Source organism: Anoxybacillus sp. FSL W8-1294, from assembly GCF_037965005.1.
Lineage (GTDB): Bacteria > Bacillota > Bacilli > Bacillales > Anoxybacillaceae > Anoxybacillus > Anoxybacillus flavithermus_G.
Window position 1 is genome coordinate 1,969,786 of record NZ_CP150179.1, and the last position, 17,031, is coordinate 1,986,816.

Sequence of the window (17,031 nt, forward strand, 5' to 3'; positions counted from 1 at the left end):
GTGGAAACATGTTTGACATGCTTGTTGGCAGTACGTTATCTGCGCTAGCAACAGGTGCTGGCGCGATTCCTATTTTATTTTTATCGCGCTCCTTTACGCACCAATGGCGCGACATGTTGCTTGCTTTTACAGCTGGTGTTATGATGGCGGCATCGATGCTTGGCCTCATTCCTCAAGCGCTATCTTCAGGAACGTTTCTCTCGCTTGCGGTTGGACTATGCATCGGCGTATTGACGTTAACGCTTCTTGAAAAAATGGTGCCGCATATTGATTTAAAGCATACTGAAAGCAGCATAGCTGTTGATAAAAAATCGCTCCTTGTGCTCGCCGCCATTACGCTCCATAACATCCCGGAAGGACTATCAGTTGGCGTGAGCTACGCCTCTGGGGAAGGGGGCGAAATCGGCAACTTAATCGCCTTAGCGATCGGCTTTCAAAACGCTCCAGAAGGATTGCTCGTTGCGCTTTTTTTATTTAATCAACGCATTTCAAAAGGAAAAGCGTTTTTCATGGCGATGGGCACAGGGCTTATTGAACTCGTCGCTTCGATCGCTGGCTATTATTTAACGTCCGTCGTCGATTCGCTCGTTCCGTACGGTTTGGCGTTCGCAGCTGGCGCGATGTTGTTTATCATTTATAAAGAGTTGATCCCGGAAAGCCATGGCGACGGAAACGAACAATCGTCCACGTATGCCTTTATTATCGGATTGTTACTGATGGTCTTTTTAATCGAAACGTTTTAAAGGATGAGGATCATGTCGAAATATTATATGCTTCTTTTATTGACAAGCGCACTATGGGGAGGCAACTTTGTCGCAAGCAAACTGCTCGTGCCGCACGCCTCCCCCCTTTCATTAACGTTTATGCGCTGGACGATCGCAGTTCTTTTTTTATTTCCGATCGTATTAAAAAAAGAACGGTCCGTCCGCCTGCAAAAACGCGGCATTATCCCGCTTATTGCGATGGGCATGACAGGCGTCGTATTATTTAACGTTTTTATGTTTCAGGCGCTTCGCTACACATCGGCCGATCACGTCGGGCTCATCTCAACGTTAAATCCGATGGCGATTGCGCTTGTTGCTTACGTCGTATACCGTGAGAAACTGACGATGAGACAATGGTTAGCCATGACCGTCTCCCTTATCGGCGTCCTTTTATTTATGACGCACGGACAGCTTCATCGCGTGCTACACGTCAATATCGGCGATGTATGGATGATCGCTGCCGTCATCGTTTGGGGCATCTATTCCGCATGCGCAAAAGCGGTCATGAAATGGTATTCTCCGCTTGCGGCAACGTTTTGGTCAGGCGTCTTTGGCGTCGTTGGATTGTTGCCATTTGTATCTTCTTTTTCCGTTCATCACGTAAACGTCTCGTTTTTGCTTGCGCTCATCTATACGAGCGTCGGAGCGACAGTGCTTGCGATGTTTCTTTGGAACGTCGGCGTGAAACAAGTCGGTGCCACAACAGCAGGGATGTTTTTAAATTTTAATCCGCTTTTTACCGCATTGTTTGCATACATATTGCTTCATGAAACGTTAACGGTGGCACAATGGATCGGTTCGTTCATTACGATCACAGGCGTTGTGCTGTTTACAAAAAAATAGAAGGGGCGTTATTCCCCTTCTTTTTCTTCATATGGATGCGCCACCCATCCGGATGGATCAATAAACAAACGGACGGCAACGACTTGACGGTCGTCCATTAACGTAAAGAAATGCGGATTTCCTTCTGGTACGGAAATAACGTCGCCTGCCTCTAGTTCAACGTCAAAATAACCTGTTTGTTCATCGCCCTTAATGACGAAAATGCCATGACCAGCGACGATCGCCCGCACTTCATCTTCCGTATGTGTATGCACTTGTTCAAATTTTTTCAACAACTCTTCTAAATTTGGCGTTTGTTCACAAAGCGCCACGACGTCCCACGTTTTATAGCCTCTCCGCTTCGCTAAATCTTCAATTTCCGTCTGAAACGTCGCTAAAATATGCGCTTTTTCTTCGTCTGTTAATACAAACTTGTTTTGTAAATGAGCAGGAAGTTTGCTTGCATCCCACCGTTCATACAACACCCCTTGGTTGTTTAAAAACGCCGCAACGTTTTCTTTTCCTTCAATAACTTCCCCTGTGTTTCGCACTTTAATGACTGCCATACATATTTTCCCCCTTATCGTTTAATAAGCAATAATTTCACATGATATTGACATAAAAACTCGCACGCTTCTAAAAACTTTTTCGCCTCTAACACATCTTTTCCCCAAACGGTAATGCCGTGGTTGCGAATAAGCACCGCACCAGCATCTCCATGGACATGGTCGGCGAACGCTTTTGCTAACGTCGGAATATGGGCGAAATTCGGAATAATCGGAATGCGAAATTGCGCATCTTCCTCCCATAATCCGAACGCTTTAATGATTTCTTGATTCGAAAAGACGACTTCCCCTTCGTCACCGTACAGTTCTGAAACGATATTGTTGTCGACCGTATGCACGTGCAAAACGCAACCGGCGTTCGTTTTGTTGTAAATTTCAACGTGAAGAAGCGTCTCCGCCGACGGCTTTACATGCGTCGCTTCCGCCGGTCGTCCGTCAGCATCGACGAGTAAAAAATCTTCCGCCGTCTCTTTTCGCTTATCTTTTCCGCTTGCGGTGACAAGAAACGTAAGCGGCTCATCGCTCACTTTCAGCGACAAATTGCCGCTTGTCGCCATAAACCAGTCGCGCGCCGCTAGCTCTCGTTTGACTTCCGCTAGCTCTTCCCATTTCTCTTTCACACAATCACCTCGCTCTCTTTTAACACATGAATGACGTCATAAAACGTCGTAAACGGCGTATGCGGTAAGTTTAGCTCACGGCATTTTTCAAGTAAAAAGTCGCGCGCGATGACGTGATCGGCTCGTTTTGCTGCCGCTAAATCGGTAATGGAATCGCCGATGACGATCGTTTTTGCCCCTTTTGGCGCGAGTTTACGAAGAAGCGACGGCTTGCAGCAGCCGCATCCATTTTGGCAATATTCATCGCACGCATGCGGCCACGTAATGCGAATCGTATCGCCGCTAAAATCGGCGCTGTTACAAAAAATGCGCTCTTTTTCAACGAGCCCGTCAAGCAGCGGATAAACGAAAAAGTCGATGCCGCCGCTCACAATATAAAGCGGAATTTGTCGCTCGTTCGTAAACGCGACAAAGTCGGAAAATCCGTCGCGAATGCGCGCGGTGTCAATCAGAAATTGCACGATGTCTTCTTTCAGCGTCGTCGGCAACAACGAAAACATCCGACCGACCCCTTCCTGCACCGTACATGCCTGCGCCAATATATCGTCTTTGATCGCTTCCCACTCCGGCGGAGCAAACTGTTTCATTAAAGCAATAATATTATCGTTTAACGTAATCGTCCCATCAAAATCGCAAAAAATGACCGGCTTCATCATGCGCTCCCCCATAAGTCAAGCGCTTGTTTTAACGCTTCGTTTTCCGTCGCAGCCTCATGAAGCGAACGCCCAGAAAGCACCGCTTCCACCGCGGCGCGAAACGCTTGCCCGCCACCGACAGCGCCTTGCGGATGTCCGTGCACTCCACCGCCCGCGTTAATGACACAATCGATGCCAAAGTCGCGCATAAGAAGCGGCACAAGCCCCGGATGAATACCGGCAGATGGAACAGGGAATGCGCGTAAAAACAAATCTTCTTTCGTCAACTCCTCAGAAATGGCGAGCGCCTGTTGCTTTTCAAGCGCAACGCTTCCGTACGGCGATGGAAAGAGCGAAAAATCTGCCCCTGCCATGCGCAACAATTTCCCAAGTAAAAGCGCATAACTGACGCCATACACGTGCGACGAAGCGATCGCTCCGCTAAACGACGGATGCGCCATAATCGGCAAACGAATGTCGTCATCTTCACGAAGCGCTTGCAACACGTCAAGTCCGTATGTAAAGACGTTAAACAATAATACGTCCGCGCCAAGTTCTGCCGCGCGCCTTGCTTTGTCTTTTAGTTCAAACGTTTTTCCGGTTAAGTTCACCGCATATAACGTCCGATGCCCTGTTTGTTCGTACACGTCTTGTAACGCTTGTTTTCCTGCGACGATCCGTTTTTCAAAAGGGGTAAGGTCGTTATCAAACAAAATTTCATCATCTTTGACGAGATCGACGCCGCCAAGCGCTTGCAGTTTTAATTGTTCGGTGACGTATTGTAAATCACGCCCAATGACCGCTTTAAAAATGCTCATCACAAGCGGACGGTCAAAGACGCCAAGCTTTTCGCGAATGCCGTCCATGCCAAAGCGTGGACCGGGAAATGCCCGTTTTAATTCATCCGAAAACGTAAGATCAACGAGTTTAATCGTTCCGTCAAGCGACAACTTCCCAAACGTCGTCGTCAAAATCGCTGGAAAATCGGCGCTAAAATTGACGCTCGGATACGAAATGCGCACGAGCGCCCGTTTAAGCCGCTTCCCGAAATACGTATTGACGCGCTCGTCTTCGTCCAGCTGTTCGATACAGTCGACGATGCCTTTATGCTTTTTTAACTGCTCTTGTTCAAGCTGCGGCAAATCGGTCCACGAACCGACAGTGAGCCCAAGCGCGATTCCTTCCGCTTTTTTCGCCAAATCTTTGTCATCATGAATCAAATACGTTGCGGTAATCATACTCCCACTCCTTTACAAATAAAAAACCTCTTCATAAGAAGAGGTTCGATCAGTCGTCTCTTCTTATCTCTCAGCGATTGCTGCGAGAATTAGCACCGTGCTTAACAGCTGTTAAGTCGGTTGCCGGGCTTCATCGGGCTCGTCCCTCCGCCTACTCTTGATAAGAATTCGCAATGTATATAATTTTTTGAACAGTTCGTTTTTCGTAAATGTAATTCGAATTATGCCAGCACTTTCTCCATTTGTCAATCATTTTTTAAAAAAGTTGCAACCGTCCGATTCGTTCCGCTGCTTCTTTTAGCCGTTCTTCACTCGTCAATAGCCCTACGCGCACGTAGCCTTCCCCATGTTCCCCAAAACCGATGCCCGGTGCGACCGCCACATGCGCTTGATTAAGCAAAAGGTCAGCAAACGTCTCAGACGTATATCCTTTTGGCACCGGAAGCCAAGCGAAAAACGAACCTGCTGGCGCTTGCACGTCCCACCCGATTTCACGAAGCGCATGAATAAACGTATTGCGCCGCGATTCATACGTCGCCACAAGCTCGGCGACGCATTGTTGCGAATCAAGTAGTGCGACTGCTGCCGCTTCTTGAATCGCCCCGAACATGCTGACGTATAAATGGTCTTGTAATACGTTGATCGCTTCAATCATGCTTTCGTTACCGACCGCAAAACCGATGCGCCATCCTGCCATATTGTACGTTTTTGAGAACGTATAAATTTCAATGCCGACGTCTTTCGCCCCTTCGACTTGTAAAAAGCTTACTGGCTTTTTCCCATCAAAACCGATCGCCCCGTACGCAAAATCGTGCACGACACCAATCCCGTATTTTTGTGCGAACGAAACTGTTTCAGCAAAAAATGATTGTGTTGCCGTCGCGCCTGTCGGGTTGTTCGGATAGTTTAAAAACATAAGTTTCGCTTGTTTTACGACACGTTCGTCCAACTCCTCATAATTAGGCAAAAAATTGTTTTCCGCTCGCAGCGGCATCGTTTCCATGCGCGCTCGCGCGAGCACAACGCCCGACCAATAATCTGGGTATCCAGGATCAGGAACGAGCACAACATCGCCTGGGTTTAATAAACAAAGCGGCATTTCGACTAGCCCAGCTTTTCCGCCAAATAAAATGGCGACTTCTTTTTTCGGATCAATCGTTACCCCATATTCGCGCTTATAAAATGTCGCCACCGCCTCTTTTAAAAACGAATAGCCGCGAAATGGCGAATATTTATGATATGTCGGGTTGGCAGCCGCTTGCTGAAGCGCGGCAACAATATGCGGAGGCGTCGGCTGATCCGGGTTTCCTTGTCCTAAATTAATAACATCTCTTCCTTCAGCAATGACCGCATGTACTTTTTGGACGAGCGAAGCGAAGAATTGCTTCGGTAGTTGCTGTAACAAGTTCGATTGCGGAAATGTCGTCATTTTTCCCACCTACTTCACAAAAAGGTTGAAATTCTAGTCAAACATCATATATTGTAAAAATCAAAATGTAAAGAAAATTTTTTTGAGGTCAACAACCCAATGACTAAAGTCATGGGCTTGTAAGCCCCATGTTGACCAGACCAAGGCTTGAAACAGAGCCTACGTTATAGATGTCATGACACGTTCGGGTGCTTCTCCAGCCCGTTCCTCTGTCGTGCAAGATTAAACAAGCGTGGTGGGTAGCGCTAGTGTCTTGCACATAACAAGCATCTATAACATGGTCGAGGAGAATATGACCTGCGTAAGCAGAGGAAAGGGGAGGACCCTATGGTTTTTGTGTTAGACACAAATAAGTGTCCGCTTGCTCCTTGTCACGAAGCAGTTGCGAGAAAGCTGTTGAAACAAGGGAAGGCGGCGATTTACAAACGATTCCCATTTACCATTATCTTGAAAAAATCAGTGGACGAATCAGAAAATGAAACAACATATCGGCTAAAAATCGACTATGGAAGTAGACATACAGGATTAGCGATTTTGCGAGGACAAGAAGTGGTATGGTTAGGGCAACTTGACCATCGCACAGACATCAAGGAAAGAATAGATAAAAGGCGTGCTTTTCGTCGAGCAAGACGAAATCGAAAAACAAGATACAGAAAACCACGCTTTCTGAACCGCAAGCGAAAGGAGGGGTGGTTGCCGTCATCACTAGAGAGTCGTGTGCAAAATATCCAAACATGGGTTAGCCGTCTAAAAAAGTTATGCCCCATTGGGTATATATCATACGAAAATGCCAAATTCGACACGCAACTCATGCGAAATCCTGAAATCAGTGGCATTGAGTATCAGCAAGGCACGCTTCAAGGATACGAAGTAAGAGAATACTTGCTTGAAAAGTTTGGACGAAAGTGTTGTTATTGCGGAAAAGAAAACGTTCCACTTGAAGTGGAGCATATTATTCCAAAATCGAGAGGCGGGACAGATCGAATAGATAACCTTTGCCTTGCATGTCGAGATTGCAACCAAAGAAAAGGAAACCAAACAGCAGAAGAGTTTGGCTGTCCACACATTCAAAAACAAGTCAAAGAATCATTAAAAGACACAAGTATCATTAACGCAACAAGACGGAAAGTGTACGAAGTATTAAAGCAGGCAAGATTAGATGTTGAGTGCGGAACAGGTGCACGAACAAAAATGAATCGTATTCGTTTAGGTTTGCCGAAAACACACTATTTTGATGCCTGTTGCGTTGGAGAAAGCACACCAAACCACTTGTACTTCAAAACAAAAGAAGTGTTATTCATCAAGGCAAAAGGGCGTGGCAGTCGTTCACGCACAAACCTAGATAGATATGGCTTCCCAAGGGGTTATCTTGCAAGACAAAAGTTCTTCTTTGGCTTCCAAACAGGAGACATGGTTAAGGCTATTGTTCCAAGAGGAAAATACAAAGGCGTGTGGTTTGGTGAAGTGGCATGCAGGAAGACTGGAAATTTCGACATCAAAGGAAAAGACGGTAAACGTATCGCACAAGGAATCAGCTATAAATATATTCAAGTCATTCAGCGATTTGATGGATATACTTACAGAAAGGAGGAAGCGGAGCTTGCACAAGGCGCAATTCCTCCCCGTGCCTAAAGGCAGGGGCTTCCTTGCGTGAGTTTCGTGAAACGAATGAATATTGCTTGTATACAAATGGACATTGCCTTTGGGGAGCCGGAAAAAAATAAACAAACCGTCGTGCGCTACATGGAACAAATTGCCCGTAACGTCGACGTCGTCGTCTTGCCAGAGCTATGGACGACAGGATACGATTTAGCGAGACTTGGCGATATCGCCGATGAAAACGGCGAAGATGCAAAAACGTTTCTTTCTTCGCTTGCACGTGCGTACAATGTGCATATTGTCGGCGGATCGGTAGCGAAAAAGACAGAAAGACAAATAACGAACACGATGTATATCGTCGATCGAAACGGCGATGTCGTTTGTGAATATAGTAAACTTCATTTGTTCAAATTGATGGATGAACATAAACATTTGCAAGCTGGGGAAACGACGGGTATATTTTCGCTTGACGGTGTGACGGGCGCAGGCGTCATTTGTTATGACATTCGCTTTCCGGAATGGATTCGCGCTCATGTGCTTCACGGTGCCGAAGTGCTATTTGTCGTCGCCGAATGGCCGCTCGTTCGCCTGCATCATTGGCGCACGTTGTTAATGGCGCGCGCGATTGAAAATCAATGTTACGTCGTCGCTTGCAACCGCGCAGGAAAAGATCCGAACAACGAATTTGCCGGCCACTCGATGATTATCGATCCGTGGGGAAATATTCTTGCGGAAGGAAATGAACAAGAAACGGTCATTGTGGCGAATATCGACATAAACGAAGTGCAAGACGTGCGCGCGCGCATCCCGATTTTTGCCGATCGTCGCCCAGATGTGTATAAAATTTTTGAAAAAAGGGATTGACAAACAAGCATAAAGCGATGTATGATTCGAATCAAGCGAATTCACGAAACTTTTTCACTGTTCAAAACATTTAAATAATGGTAAACACTCTTATCAAGAGCAGGTGGAGGGACGAGCCCGATGAAACCCGGCAACCGGCGATGACGCACGGTGCTAATTCTTGCAGCAGTAGGCTGAGAGATAAGAGGTGCGAAGCAAACTTCAAACCTCTTTCGTTCAGCGAAAGAGGTTTTTTATTTATGCTAAGGGAGGAATTACTATGTACGAACCGTTAACAGAGCAAAAGGCGGTCGCGCTCGCGATTCGTTTAGGGCTATTCCAAGAAGATGCACTTCTTTCATGCCAAGAAATTGGCGATGGCAACTTAAACCTCGTCTTTCGCATCGTCAACGAGCGCACAAACGACAGCATCATCATTAAACAAGCGTTGCCGTACGCGAAAGTCGTCGGCGAAAGCTGGCCGCTTACATTAAAGCGCGCGACAATCGAAAGCCAAGCGTTGCGCACGTTCGCAAGCTACGTCCCTCAGTATGTACCAAAAGTGTATTATTCCGATGAGACTTTAGCGATTACGGTGATGGAAGATTTGTCGCATTTACAAATTGCACGCCGCGGGCTGATCGAAGGAAAAACATTTCCGAAGCTTTCTGAACATATCGGTGAGTTTGTCGCGAAAACAGCTTTTTATACGTCTGATTTCGGCATGAATCAACAACAAAAAAAGAAGCTCGTGCAACAGTTTACAAACCCTGAACTTTGTAAAATTACGGAAGATCTCGTCTTTACCGACCCGTTTTTTGACCACGACACGAACAGCTTTGAAACGGAGCTTCGTACAGACGTCGAACAACTTTGGCAAGATGATGAACTCAAGCGCGAAACAGCGAAATTAAAACGGCTCTTTTTAACAAAAGCAGACGTGTTGCTTCATGGCGACTTACATACCGGAAGCATATTCGCAAGCGACGATGACACGAAAGTAATTGATCCAGAATTTGCATTTTACGGTCCGATCGGCTTTGATTTAGGGCAATTTTTTGCCAATTTACTATTAAACGCCCTCTCTCGCCATGAAAGCGAACGCGAGCCGCTCTTTACGCATATTGAAAAAACGTGGGACGTGTTTGTTCGTACATTTACGACATGTTGGCAAGAAAGCAACGAACCGTATGCGCGTGTTTCTTTCGTGCTCGACGACATCATGAACGACGCGCTCGTCGAAGCGATCGGATTTGCGGGTTGCGAAGTCATTCGCCGCACGATCGGTTTAGCGCATGTGGCGGACCTCGATGAATTGCCGCTTGAACGGCGACTCGAAGCGAAACGGCACGCTCTTCGCCTCGGACGCGAACTCATCGTGCAACGTGAACATTTGCCGATTCATGCTATCAAACGTCTCGTACAACAAACCGCACATGTCAACAGCTAGGAGGAAAATGATGAAATCTGTACAATGGCACGATACGCATATTACGATTTTAAACCAACAAGCGTTGCCTCATAAGACTGAATATTTAGACTTAAAAAACATAAAAGACGTATGGGACGCGATCGTCGCGTTAAAAGTGCGCGGGGCGCCGGCGATCGGCATGACCGCTGCCTTCGGGTTAGCGCTTGCGGCAAAATCGTATGAAACAAACGACTTAGCACAGTTTCACGCCAATTTAAAGCGCGACCGCGACTATTTAGCGAGTTCGCGCCCGACTGCCGTCAATTTATTTTGGGCGCTTGACCGGCTCATGAAAAGCGTCGCCAACGCCACCTCGGTCAATGAAGCGAAAACGACGCTCATTCATGAAGCGATTTGCATTCAAGTTGAAGATGAAGACGTATGCCGACGCATCGGCGAACATGCCCTTTCTTTGTTCCAAGACGGCGATCGCATCATGACGATTTGCAATGCGGGGGCGATTGCAACGGCGCGTTACGGCACGGCGCTCGCACCGTTTCATTTAGCGAAAGAAAAAGGAATGACGCTTCATGCGTACGCTTGCGAAACGCGCCCTGTGCTGCAAGGTGCGCGGCTTACCGCTTGGGAACTTTCGCAAGCTGGCATCGATGTGACGCTCATTACAGACAATATGGCGGCGCAAACGATGAAAGCAAAGCGCATTTCTGCCGTCATCGTCGGGGCAGACCGCATTGCCGCCAACGGCGATACAGCGAACAAAATCGGCACGCTCGGCTTAGCGATTTTAGCGAACGCGTTCAACATTCCGTTTTACGTCGCCGCTCCGCTATCGACGATCGACTTACAGACGGAAACAGGCGACGACATTCCGATTGAAGAACGGGCGAAAGAAGAAGTGACCCATATCGCTGGTGTAAACATCGCGCCGAATGTGAACGTGTACAATCCTGCATTTGACGTTACGCCGCATGAACTCATTACCGGCATCATTACCGAAAAAGGCATCGTGTCTGGCGACTACAAAACGAAGCTACCGACATTATTTGAGGAGGTTTCCGCATGAAAAAACTATCAATACTCATCGTGCTTATATTTGCCCTTTTAACAGGGTGCACGAATGAACAAGACGCCGTATCGAAACCGGCCGAACAGCCGAAACAAGAAGCGAAAGAAGAAGCAAAAGGAGAAACAGAACAAGCCGACATTCCAGAAGCGTTACAAAAGCCGATTAAGATTGCTGCCATTATGCAAATGTCGATCGGCACGTTTTCATCGCAATATATCGCCGGCGTAAAAGAACAAGTCGCGAAATTTGGCGGCGACGTGCAAATTTATAACGCCGACAACGATTTAACGAAGATGGCCTCATACGTTGAAACAGCAATCAACCAAAACGTCGATGCCATTTTACTAGACCACGGACGCGCCGACGCGCTCAAAGCGCCTGTTGAAAAAGCGCTCGCGAAAGGCATTCACGTCGTCGCATTCGACAACGACTTAAACATTCCGGGCGTCACGGTTATTGACCAAGACGATTACAGCTTAGCGTGGAAAACGTTAAAAACGTTAGCGGAAGATTTAAACGGTGAAGGAGAAATTGTCACCATTTGGGTCGGCGGTTTTACGCCGATGGAACGCCGCCACGTCATATATGAAGCGTTTCAAAAACGATATCCAAACATAAAAGAAGTGGCGAAATTCGGCACCGCAAGCGCCAATACTGCATTAGATACACAAACGCAAATGGAAGCGATTTTGAAAAAATATCCGAACAAAGGCGACATCGATGCGGTGTTTGCGACGTGGGATGAGTTCGCCAAAGGAGCGACGCGCGCCATTCAACAAGCAGGCCGAACAGAAATTAAAGTGTACGGCATCGACTTAAGCGATGAAGATTTACAAATCATTCAACAGCCAAACAGCCCTTGGGTCGCAACGACTGCTACCGATCCAGCGGAAGTTGGGCGCGTACAAGTGCGCTTTGCTTATCAAAAAATTGCTGGGGAAAAAACACCAAACATTTATTCACTTGAGCCGCATTTAGTGAAACGTTCCGATTTACCAAACACAGCGATTACGATGAACGATTTGCACAACTACATCCAAGGCTGGGGACAATCGAACGTTGCGGTTTCACCGTGGATGAAAACGTTAGAGGCAAAGGTGAATAAGCAATGAGCGGCTTACGCATGAATGAGATCGTCCATTCATTTGGTGACGTCACCGTATTAAACGGCGTGAACTTCCATGTCCAACCGGGCGAAGTTCACGCCCTTTTAGGAATGAACGGAGCAGGAAAAAGCACGTTAATGAACATTTTAGCCGGCGTGTTGCAGCCGACGCGCGGAACGATTGCCATCGACGGAAAGACGCACACCTTTTTTTCACCAAAAGATGCGAAACGAGCGGGCATCGGACATGTCGTACAAGAAGTCGATGCCGCGTTGTTCCCTGCTTTGTCCGTATACGAAAACGTGCTCGCCGAACATATCGTCGCGCAAAAACAACCGTTGTTTTCAAAAACGAAGCAACGTTCATTTGTCACACAGCTTCTTGCGCGCGTCGGCTTGGAACATTTGTCGCTCGATGCGCCCGTACAAACGTGCACGCTTCATGAAAAACAGCTCATTTTACTGGCGCGCGTCCTTTCCTCTTCCGCTCGCTACATCATTTTAGACGAGCCGACCGCCTCGCTTAGCGATGAAGAAACGAACCGGTTGTTTGCGATGATTGAACAGTTAAAAGCGCAAGGCGTGGCGTTTATTTACATTTCGCACAAACTTCACGAAATAAAACGCATTTGCGACCGCATGACGATTTTGCGCGATGGGACAGTCGTTTACGAAGGCGATGTGTCGCTAGCGACAGAAGATATCGTGCGCCATATGGTCGGACGGCAAACGGAGGTGCGCAATGAGCGTGTGCGCAACATAAGCAAAGAAACGATTTTTGAAGTAAAACAATTGTACATTCCAAAAACGAAAACGACGGTCGACCTTACTGTACGCCGCGGGGAAATTGTCGGCATCGCCGGCCTCGTTGGAGCGGGAAAAACAGAACTCGCCGAAAGTATGATCGCTCACGTAAAAACGACAGGCGAACGCATCGTCCGCGGCAAAAAACAAGCATGGTCGTCACCAAAAGACGCCATTGAAGCTGGCGTTTGTTTCATTCCAGAAGAACGGCGCAAACAAGGGCTATTTATGAACGAAACGGTCGAAAAAAATTTGACGGTGCGGCTATTGTCTAGCGTGTCAACGTGGCAATGGATTCGAAAACGAGACGAGCGGGCGCTCGCTACATCGCTCATTTCTTCGTTACATATTCGCCCGTCTTCGCCGACTGCGCTTGCGAAAAACTTAAGCGGCGGCAATCAACAAAAAGTCGTCATCGGGAAATGGTTACAAACAAATGGCGACGTCTTTATTTTTGATGAGCCGACAAAAGGCATTGACGTGCATGCGAAAGAAGAAGTGTTTGCGATTATTCGCTCGCTTGCGGACGAAGGAAAGGGGATTATTTATTTCACGAGCGAATGCCAAGAGCTTCTTCATATCGCCGATACCATTTACGTCATGGTGGACGGTCGCTTCATTAAGCGAGTGAAAGCATATGAAACGACATACGAACAGCTCGTTCATGACATGAGCGGAGGTGAATAAAGGTGAAATTTTTATATAAATACGGAACGATCGTTGCGATTGTTGTCGTCATCGCTTTTTTTAGCGCGACGCTCGACTCTTTTTTCACGTATGCGAATTTTAGCGACATTTTACGATCCATTTCTATCGTCACACTCGTCGCAATTGGAATCACATTTTCGCTTATCGTCGATGGGTTCGATTTATCGGTCGGCTCAACCGCTAGCTTAGCGACGATCGCTAGCGCATCCGCGCTCGTTTTACATCGGCAAGAACTATTTGTCGCGCTCATCATTCCGCTTCTTCTCGGAGTGCTCGTCGGGTTGTGCAATGCATTTTTAACGATTCAACTGCGGCTGCCTGATTTGTTGGCGACGTTAGCGGTCATGTATATCGTCAACGGCGTTCAGCTCACATATACGAAAGGATTTTCCATTTATAATGACATGCCGCTTCCAGAAGGTGGTGTAGCGCCGGGCAAGTTTATCCCTTCTTTTTTATTTATCGGGCAAGGAGAGCTGTTTGGCATCCCTTTTTCCGTCTTGCTTATGCTCATCATCGTCGTTTGCGCCCATCTTTTTTTAACGTACACGAAAGCAGGGCGAATGTTTTATATGACCGGGGAAAACCGCGAAGCCGCAAGACTAACCGGCATTCCGGTCAATCGCTATCGCGCGTATGCTTATATGATTAGCGGAGCGTTTGCAGCTTTAGGCGGCATTGTGCTCGCTTCGCGCATCGGCACCGGACAAGTGTCGGCAGGTGCGCCGTTATTAATGGATGCGGTCGCAGCGGCGTTCATCGGCTTTTCTGTATTCGGCGCTGGCAAGCCGAACGTCATCGGCACGTTGCTCGGTTCGATTTTCATTGGCGTATTGTTAAATGGGCTGACGATGATGAACGTGCCATATTACGCTCAAGATATTGTCAAAGGCGCCATTTTAATTTTTGCACTTGCGTTGTCCCATATAGCGAAAAAATAACCCACCTTACGCGAGGTGGGTTTCAAACGTTCGTTCTTTTTCGACTTTTTCCATCAGTTCATCGAGCAACTGAATGACTTCGGCAAATATTTCTTGCTTGTGCGGGCAATGAGTTCATCAATTTGTTTTAACTTTGCGAAATCTTCCGTTGTAAAATGGTTATACGATAACGTATCGACAAACCGTCCGTGAAACGAATAGTCCGTTCCTTTTTCAAGCAGTTCGCTTACTGCCGGACGAAGATGTTTAAATAACATCATATCCACCTCTTTAGCTGTCAGTCTATTGTACTACATATCGTTCGTCGCTGGCAGAGTAATATAAAACGTCGTGCCGACACCTACTTCGCTTTCGACGTCAATGCGCCCTTGATGTTCTTCAATAATTTTATAGCTTACCATTAATCCGAGCCCTGTGCCTCGCTCTTTCGTCGTATAAAACGGCTCGCCTATTTTTTTTATTTTTTCTTTCGGAATGCCGCAACCTTGGTCGCGAATGGCAATGCGCACGCCTTCGTCGACATGCTGAACGGACACGGTAATCGTCCCGCCTTTTGGCATCACTTCGATCGCATTTTTTAACATGTTAATAAACACTTGTTTCAGTTGTTTCGAATCGCAATAAACGGGCGGAACCGGCTCATATGTGGCTTCAATTTGAATGTTATGCATCGTCGCTTGCACGCTTAATAAGTCAACCGTCTCTTGCATCACTTTCGCGACATCGTTTTTTTCATAATGAGTGGCTTGCGGTTTAGCGAGCACGAGAAACTCGGTAATAATCGATTCAATTCGTTTTAATTCCGACATAATGACCTCGAAGTACATATGATACATTTCGTTCTCATGACTCATGCTTCCTTGCAACAGTTGAATAAACCCTTTTAACGCCGTCATCGGGTTGCGAATTTCGTGGGCGATTCCTGCCGCAAGCTGCCCGACGACGTTTAACGTATCCGACTTGCGCAGACGTTCTTCCATTTCTTTTTTCTCCGTGATGTCGCGCACCATCATAAGTCCAACATGTTCAATGACGTTTCGTTTAAACGACAGTTCAACAATTTTTTGTTTCCCTTTTCCGTCCACCATGACGAATTCTTCTTCTTCCCCTGCTTCGCTCAACCACGTTTGAAAATGTTTTAAATGATTCGTTTCGATAAAAGCGTGCACACGTTTTCCGATCAACTGTTCTTTTTTTAAAGCGAAAATGCGGCACGCTACCGGATTCGCATCAAAAATGCGCTGCTCATCGTCAATTAACATCATCCCGTCCATCGCATGATTAAATATGCTGCGAAACTTTTGTTCTTGTTCGCGCAACTCTTTCTCCATTTTTTTACGTTCGCTAACGTTGCGAAAAATCGTTAAATGGTAGCCGTTAATGACTCCTTTTTTTGACGTAAATTCAAGCTGTTTTCGCTCTCCATTTGGCATATGAAACGTTAATTCGTCGCGAATTTCTCCGTCGCGGAAAAATTGCCGTAATACGCGACGTACTTTTTCATCTTTTGCATCAATAAACTGCATTAAGCTCGCATGAACAAGATCGTGGAGCGGCAATTCAAACGTTCGGCTTGCCGCAGGGTTGGCGCGCAAAATGTTGCCACAATCATCGCAAATGAAAATCGCTTCGTGAGCTTGTTCAAAAATGGCACGAAATCGCTCTTCACTTCGCTGTAAGTTCATTTCCATATTTCGTTTTTCGGTGACGTCGCGCATAATCGCCATAAAAAAGCCGCTATGTACATTCGCCGTGAGCGTCATTTCAAACAACTTTTGCATGCCGTCCGCTAAAATAAATGGCAGTTCGCTCGATACTGTCCCTGTGCGCTTTAACATCAGCAACAGTTGTTCGAACAAATGATGATATTCGATCGGGATAAATGTTTGAATAGAAAGCTTGCACAGCTCCTCTTTGTTTGCGTTGACGCTCGCGCAAAAGGAAGGATTCGCATCAATAAATCGCCCTCGTGCATCAAAAATGATGATGCTATCACCTGCGCGGTTAAACAAATCTTTAAATAACGTTTCGTTAATCGAACGTTCACGCTCAAGCACTTTTTTTGAGGAAATGTCGCGGATGATGTATAAATCAAATGATGGGTGGCGGCGCATAAACAATTGCACATGCTTCGTTTCGCCATCAGCTAAACGGATGACAAGCTCGTCATCGTATGACCCGAACTTATGAAGCATTTGTTTTTGAAATTGGAAAATATGTTCAGGAACAAGATGCAAATAGTCTTGAAAATGTTTTTGTAGCAGTTTTTCTTTTGACGCACGAAACAGGCGGCACGCCGCTTCATTCATGTCGATGAACGCACCGTCTTTATTCACTAACGCAATCGCATCTGTCGCTTGTTCAAAAATAAAATGATATTGACGAATTTTCTCCTCCATCGCTTCTTTTTCTTGTTTGGCCATGTGGATGAATTGTGGTTTTTCAATCATATTTCCTTT

General features: G+C 46.6%; 16 protein-coding genes and 2 riboswitches. Of the genes, 9 read left to right on the forward strand and 7 right to left on the reverse strand.

Features of this window, described 5'->3' with window-relative positions:
* Positions 1-8 precede the first annotated feature (8 nt).
* On the forward strand, positions 9-743 hold the full coding sequence (locus NSQ23_RS10485) for a ZIP family metal transporter (protein WP_339170659.1): 735 nt from the start codon (positions 9-11) through the stop codon (positions 741-743).
* A gap of 12 nt (positions 744-755) precedes the next feature.
* Complete coding sequence (locus tag NSQ23_RS10490; RefSeq protein ID WP_339170660.1) at positions 756-1,607, forward strand: DMT family transporter; 852 nt, start codon at positions 756-758, stop codon at positions 1,605-1,607.
* Between the two features lie 8 nt (positions 1,608-1,615).
* On the opposite strand, the gene NSQ23_RS10495 is transcribed toward NSQ23_RS10490, so the two are convergent.
* The 5 genes from NSQ23_RS10495 to NSQ23_RS10515 all read right to left on the reverse strand — a co-directional run bounded on the left by NSQ23_RS10495 (position 1,616) and on the right by NSQ23_RS10515 (position 6,074).
* A complete protein-coding gene (locus NSQ23_RS10495; RefSeq protein ID WP_192954261.1) occupies positions 1,616-2,152 on the reverse strand; it encodes a cupin domain-containing protein in 537 nt (178 codons plus the stop codon).
* A gap of 14 nt (positions 2,153-2,166) precedes the next feature.
* Positions 2,167-2,772, reverse strand: a complete 606-nt coding sequence (locus tag NSQ23_RS10500; protein WP_192954260.1) for a methylthioribulose 1-phosphate dehydratase — start codon at positions 2,770-2,772, stop codon at positions 2,167-2,169.
* On the reverse strand, positions 2,769-3,428 hold the full coding sequence (locus NSQ23_RS10505) for a 2-hydroxy-3-keto-5-methylthiopentenyl-1-phosphate phosphatase (RefSeq protein WP_339170661.1): 660 nt from the start codon (positions 3,426-3,428) through the stop codon (positions 2,769-2,771). Before NSQ23_RS10505 ends, NSQ23_RS10500 begins: the two co-directional genes overlap by 4 nt.
* On the reverse strand, positions 3,425-4,645 hold the full coding sequence (mtnW, locus tag NSQ23_RS10510; RefSeq protein WP_091704040.1) for a 2,3-diketo-5-methylthiopentyl-1-phosphate enolase: 1,221 nt from the start codon (positions 4,643-4,645) through the stop codon (positions 3,425-3,427). The genes NSQ23_RS10505 and mtnW overlap by 4 nt, the downstream gene beginning before the upstream one ends.
* Positions 4,646-4,705: 60 nt before the next feature.
* Positions 4,706-4,812, reverse strand: a riboswitch (SAM riboswitch).
* Positions 4,813-4,901: 89 nt separating this feature from the next.
* On the reverse strand, positions 4,902-6,074 hold the full coding sequence (locus NSQ23_RS10515) for a pyridoxal phosphate-dependent aminotransferase (protein ID WP_339170662.1): 1,173 nt from the start codon (positions 6,072-6,074) through the stop codon (positions 4,902-4,904).
* A 327-nt stretch (positions 6,075-6,401) separates the two neighbouring features.
* Between NSQ23_RS10515 and iscB the strand changes: the two genes are divergently transcribed.
* The 7 genes from iscB to NSQ23_RS10550 all read left to right on the forward strand — a co-directional run bounded on the left by iscB (position 6,402) and on the right by NSQ23_RS10550 (position 14,572).
* Positions 6,402-7,706, forward strand: a complete 1,305-nt coding sequence (gene iscB / locus NSQ23_RS10520; RefSeq protein ID WP_339170664.1) for an RNA-guided endonuclease IscB — start codon at positions 6,402-6,404, stop codon at positions 7,704-7,706.
* Positions 7,707-7,742: 36 nt separating this feature from the next.
* Entirely contained in the window at positions 7,743-8,537 is a 795-nt protein-coding gene (locus NSQ23_RS10525; RefSeq protein WP_339174385.1) for a carbon-nitrogen family hydrolase, read from the forward strand.
* A gap of 87 nt (positions 8,538-8,624) precedes the next feature.
* Positions 8,625-8,724, forward strand: a riboswitch (SAM riboswitch).
* A gap of 72 nt (positions 8,725-8,796) precedes the next feature.
* Complete coding sequence (gene mtnK / locus NSQ23_RS10530) at positions 8,797-9,966, forward strand: S-methyl-5-thioribose kinase (RefSeq protein ID WP_339170665.1); 1,170 nt, start codon at positions 8,797-8,799, stop codon at positions 9,964-9,966.
* A complete protein-coding gene (gene mtnA / locus NSQ23_RS10535) occupies positions 9,953-11,011 on the forward strand; it encodes an S-methyl-5-thioribose-1-phosphate isomerase (protein WP_339170666.1) in 1,059 nt (352 codons plus the stop codon). Before mtnK ends, mtnA begins: the two co-directional genes overlap by 14 nt.
* A complete protein-coding gene (locus NSQ23_RS10540; RefSeq protein WP_339170667.1) occupies positions 11,008-12,126 on the forward strand; it encodes a sugar ABC transporter substrate-binding protein in 1,119 nt (372 codons plus the stop codon). Before mtnA ends, NSQ23_RS10540 begins: the two co-directional genes overlap by 4 nt.
* On the forward strand, positions 12,123-13,610 hold the full coding sequence (locus NSQ23_RS10545) for a sugar ABC transporter ATP-binding protein (protein WP_339170668.1): 1,488 nt from the start codon (positions 12,123-12,125) through the stop codon (positions 13,608-13,610). The genes NSQ23_RS10540 and NSQ23_RS10545 overlap by 4 nt, the downstream gene beginning before the upstream one ends.
* A gap of 2 nt (positions 13,611-13,612) precedes the next feature.
* Positions 13,613-14,572 (forward strand): ABC transporter permease, encoded by a 960-nt coding sequence (locus NSQ23_RS10550; RefSeq protein WP_091701149.1) that lies wholly within the window; start codon positions 13,613-13,615, stop codon positions 14,570-14,572.
* Positions 14,573-14,625: 53 nt separating this feature from the next.
* On the opposite strand, the gene NSQ23_RS10555 is transcribed toward NSQ23_RS10550, so the two are convergent.
* Both NSQ23_RS10555 and NSQ23_RS10560 read right to left on the reverse strand, forming a co-directional pair.
* Positions 14,626-14,829, reverse strand: a complete 204-nt coding sequence (locus NSQ23_RS10555; protein ID WP_339170669.1) for a hypothetical protein — start codon at positions 14,827-14,829, stop codon at positions 14,626-14,628.
* Between the two features lie 33 nt (positions 14,830-14,862).
* Positions 14,863-17,022: a PAS domain S-box protein gene (locus NSQ23_RS10560; RefSeq protein ID WP_339174386.1), complete on the reverse strand. Its 2,160-nt coding sequence runs from the start codon at positions 17,020-17,022 to the stop codon at positions 14,863-14,865.
* Positions 17,023-17,031: the final 9 nt, after the last annotated feature.

What these genes read in the sequence shown, in the direction of transcription:
- NSQ23_RS10485 (WP_339170659.1), top strand. Translation starts at nt 9, where the DNA reads ATGTTTGACATGCTTGTTGGCAGTACGTTATCTGCGCTAGCAACAGGT.
- NSQ23_RS10490 (WP_339170660.1), top strand. Translation starts at nt 756, where the DNA reads ATGTCGAAATATTATATGCTTCTTTTATTGACAAGCGCACTATGGGGA.
- NSQ23_RS10495 (WP_192954261.1), bottom strand. Translation starts at nt 2,152, where the DNA reads ATGGCAGTCATTAAAGTGCGAAACACAGGGGAAGTTATTGAAGGAAAA.
- NSQ23_RS10505 (WP_339170661.1), bottom strand. Translation starts at nt 3,428, where the DNA reads ATGATGAAGCCGGTCATTTTTTGCGATTTTGATGGGACGATTACGTTA.
- mtnW (WP_091704040.1), bottom strand. Translation starts at nt 4,645, where the DNA reads ATGATTACCGCAACGTATTTGATTCATGATGACAAAGATTTGGCGAAA.
- NSQ23_RS10515 (WP_339170662.1), bottom strand. Translation starts at nt 6,074, where the DNA reads ATGACGACATTTCCGCAATCGAACTTGTTACAGCAACTACCGAAGCAA.
- iscB (WP_339170664.1), top strand. Translation starts at nt 6,402, where the DNA reads ATGGTTTTTGTGTTAGACACAAATAAGTGTCCGCTTGCTCCTTGTCAC.
- NSQ23_RS10525 (WP_339174385.1), top strand. Translation starts at nt 7,743, where the DNA reads ATGAATATTGCTTGTATACAAATGGACATTGCCTTTGGGGAGCCGGAA.
- mtnK (WP_339170665.1), top strand. Translation starts at nt 8,797, where the DNA reads ATGTACGAACCGTTAACAGAGCAAAAGGCGGTCGCGCTCGCGATTCGT.
- mtnA (WP_339170666.1), top strand. Translation starts at nt 9,953, where the DNA reads ATGTCAACAGCTAGGAGGAAAATGATGAAATCTGTACAATGGCACGAT.
- NSQ23_RS10540 (WP_339170667.1), top strand. Translation starts at nt 11,008, where the DNA reads ATGAAAAAACTATCAATACTCATCGTGCTTATATTTGCCCTTTTAACA.
- NSQ23_RS10545 (WP_339170668.1), top strand. Translation starts at nt 12,123, where the DNA reads ATGAGCGGCTTACGCATGAATGAGATCGTCCATTCATTTGGTGACGTC.
- NSQ23_RS10555 (WP_339170669.1), bottom strand. Translation starts at nt 14,829, where the DNA reads ATGTTATTTAAACATCTTCGTCCGGCAGTAAGCGAACTGCTTGAAAAA.
- NSQ23_RS10560 (WP_339174386.1), bottom strand. Translation starts at nt 17,022, where the DNA reads ATGATTGAAAAACCACAATTCATCCACATGGCCAAACAAGAAAAAGAA.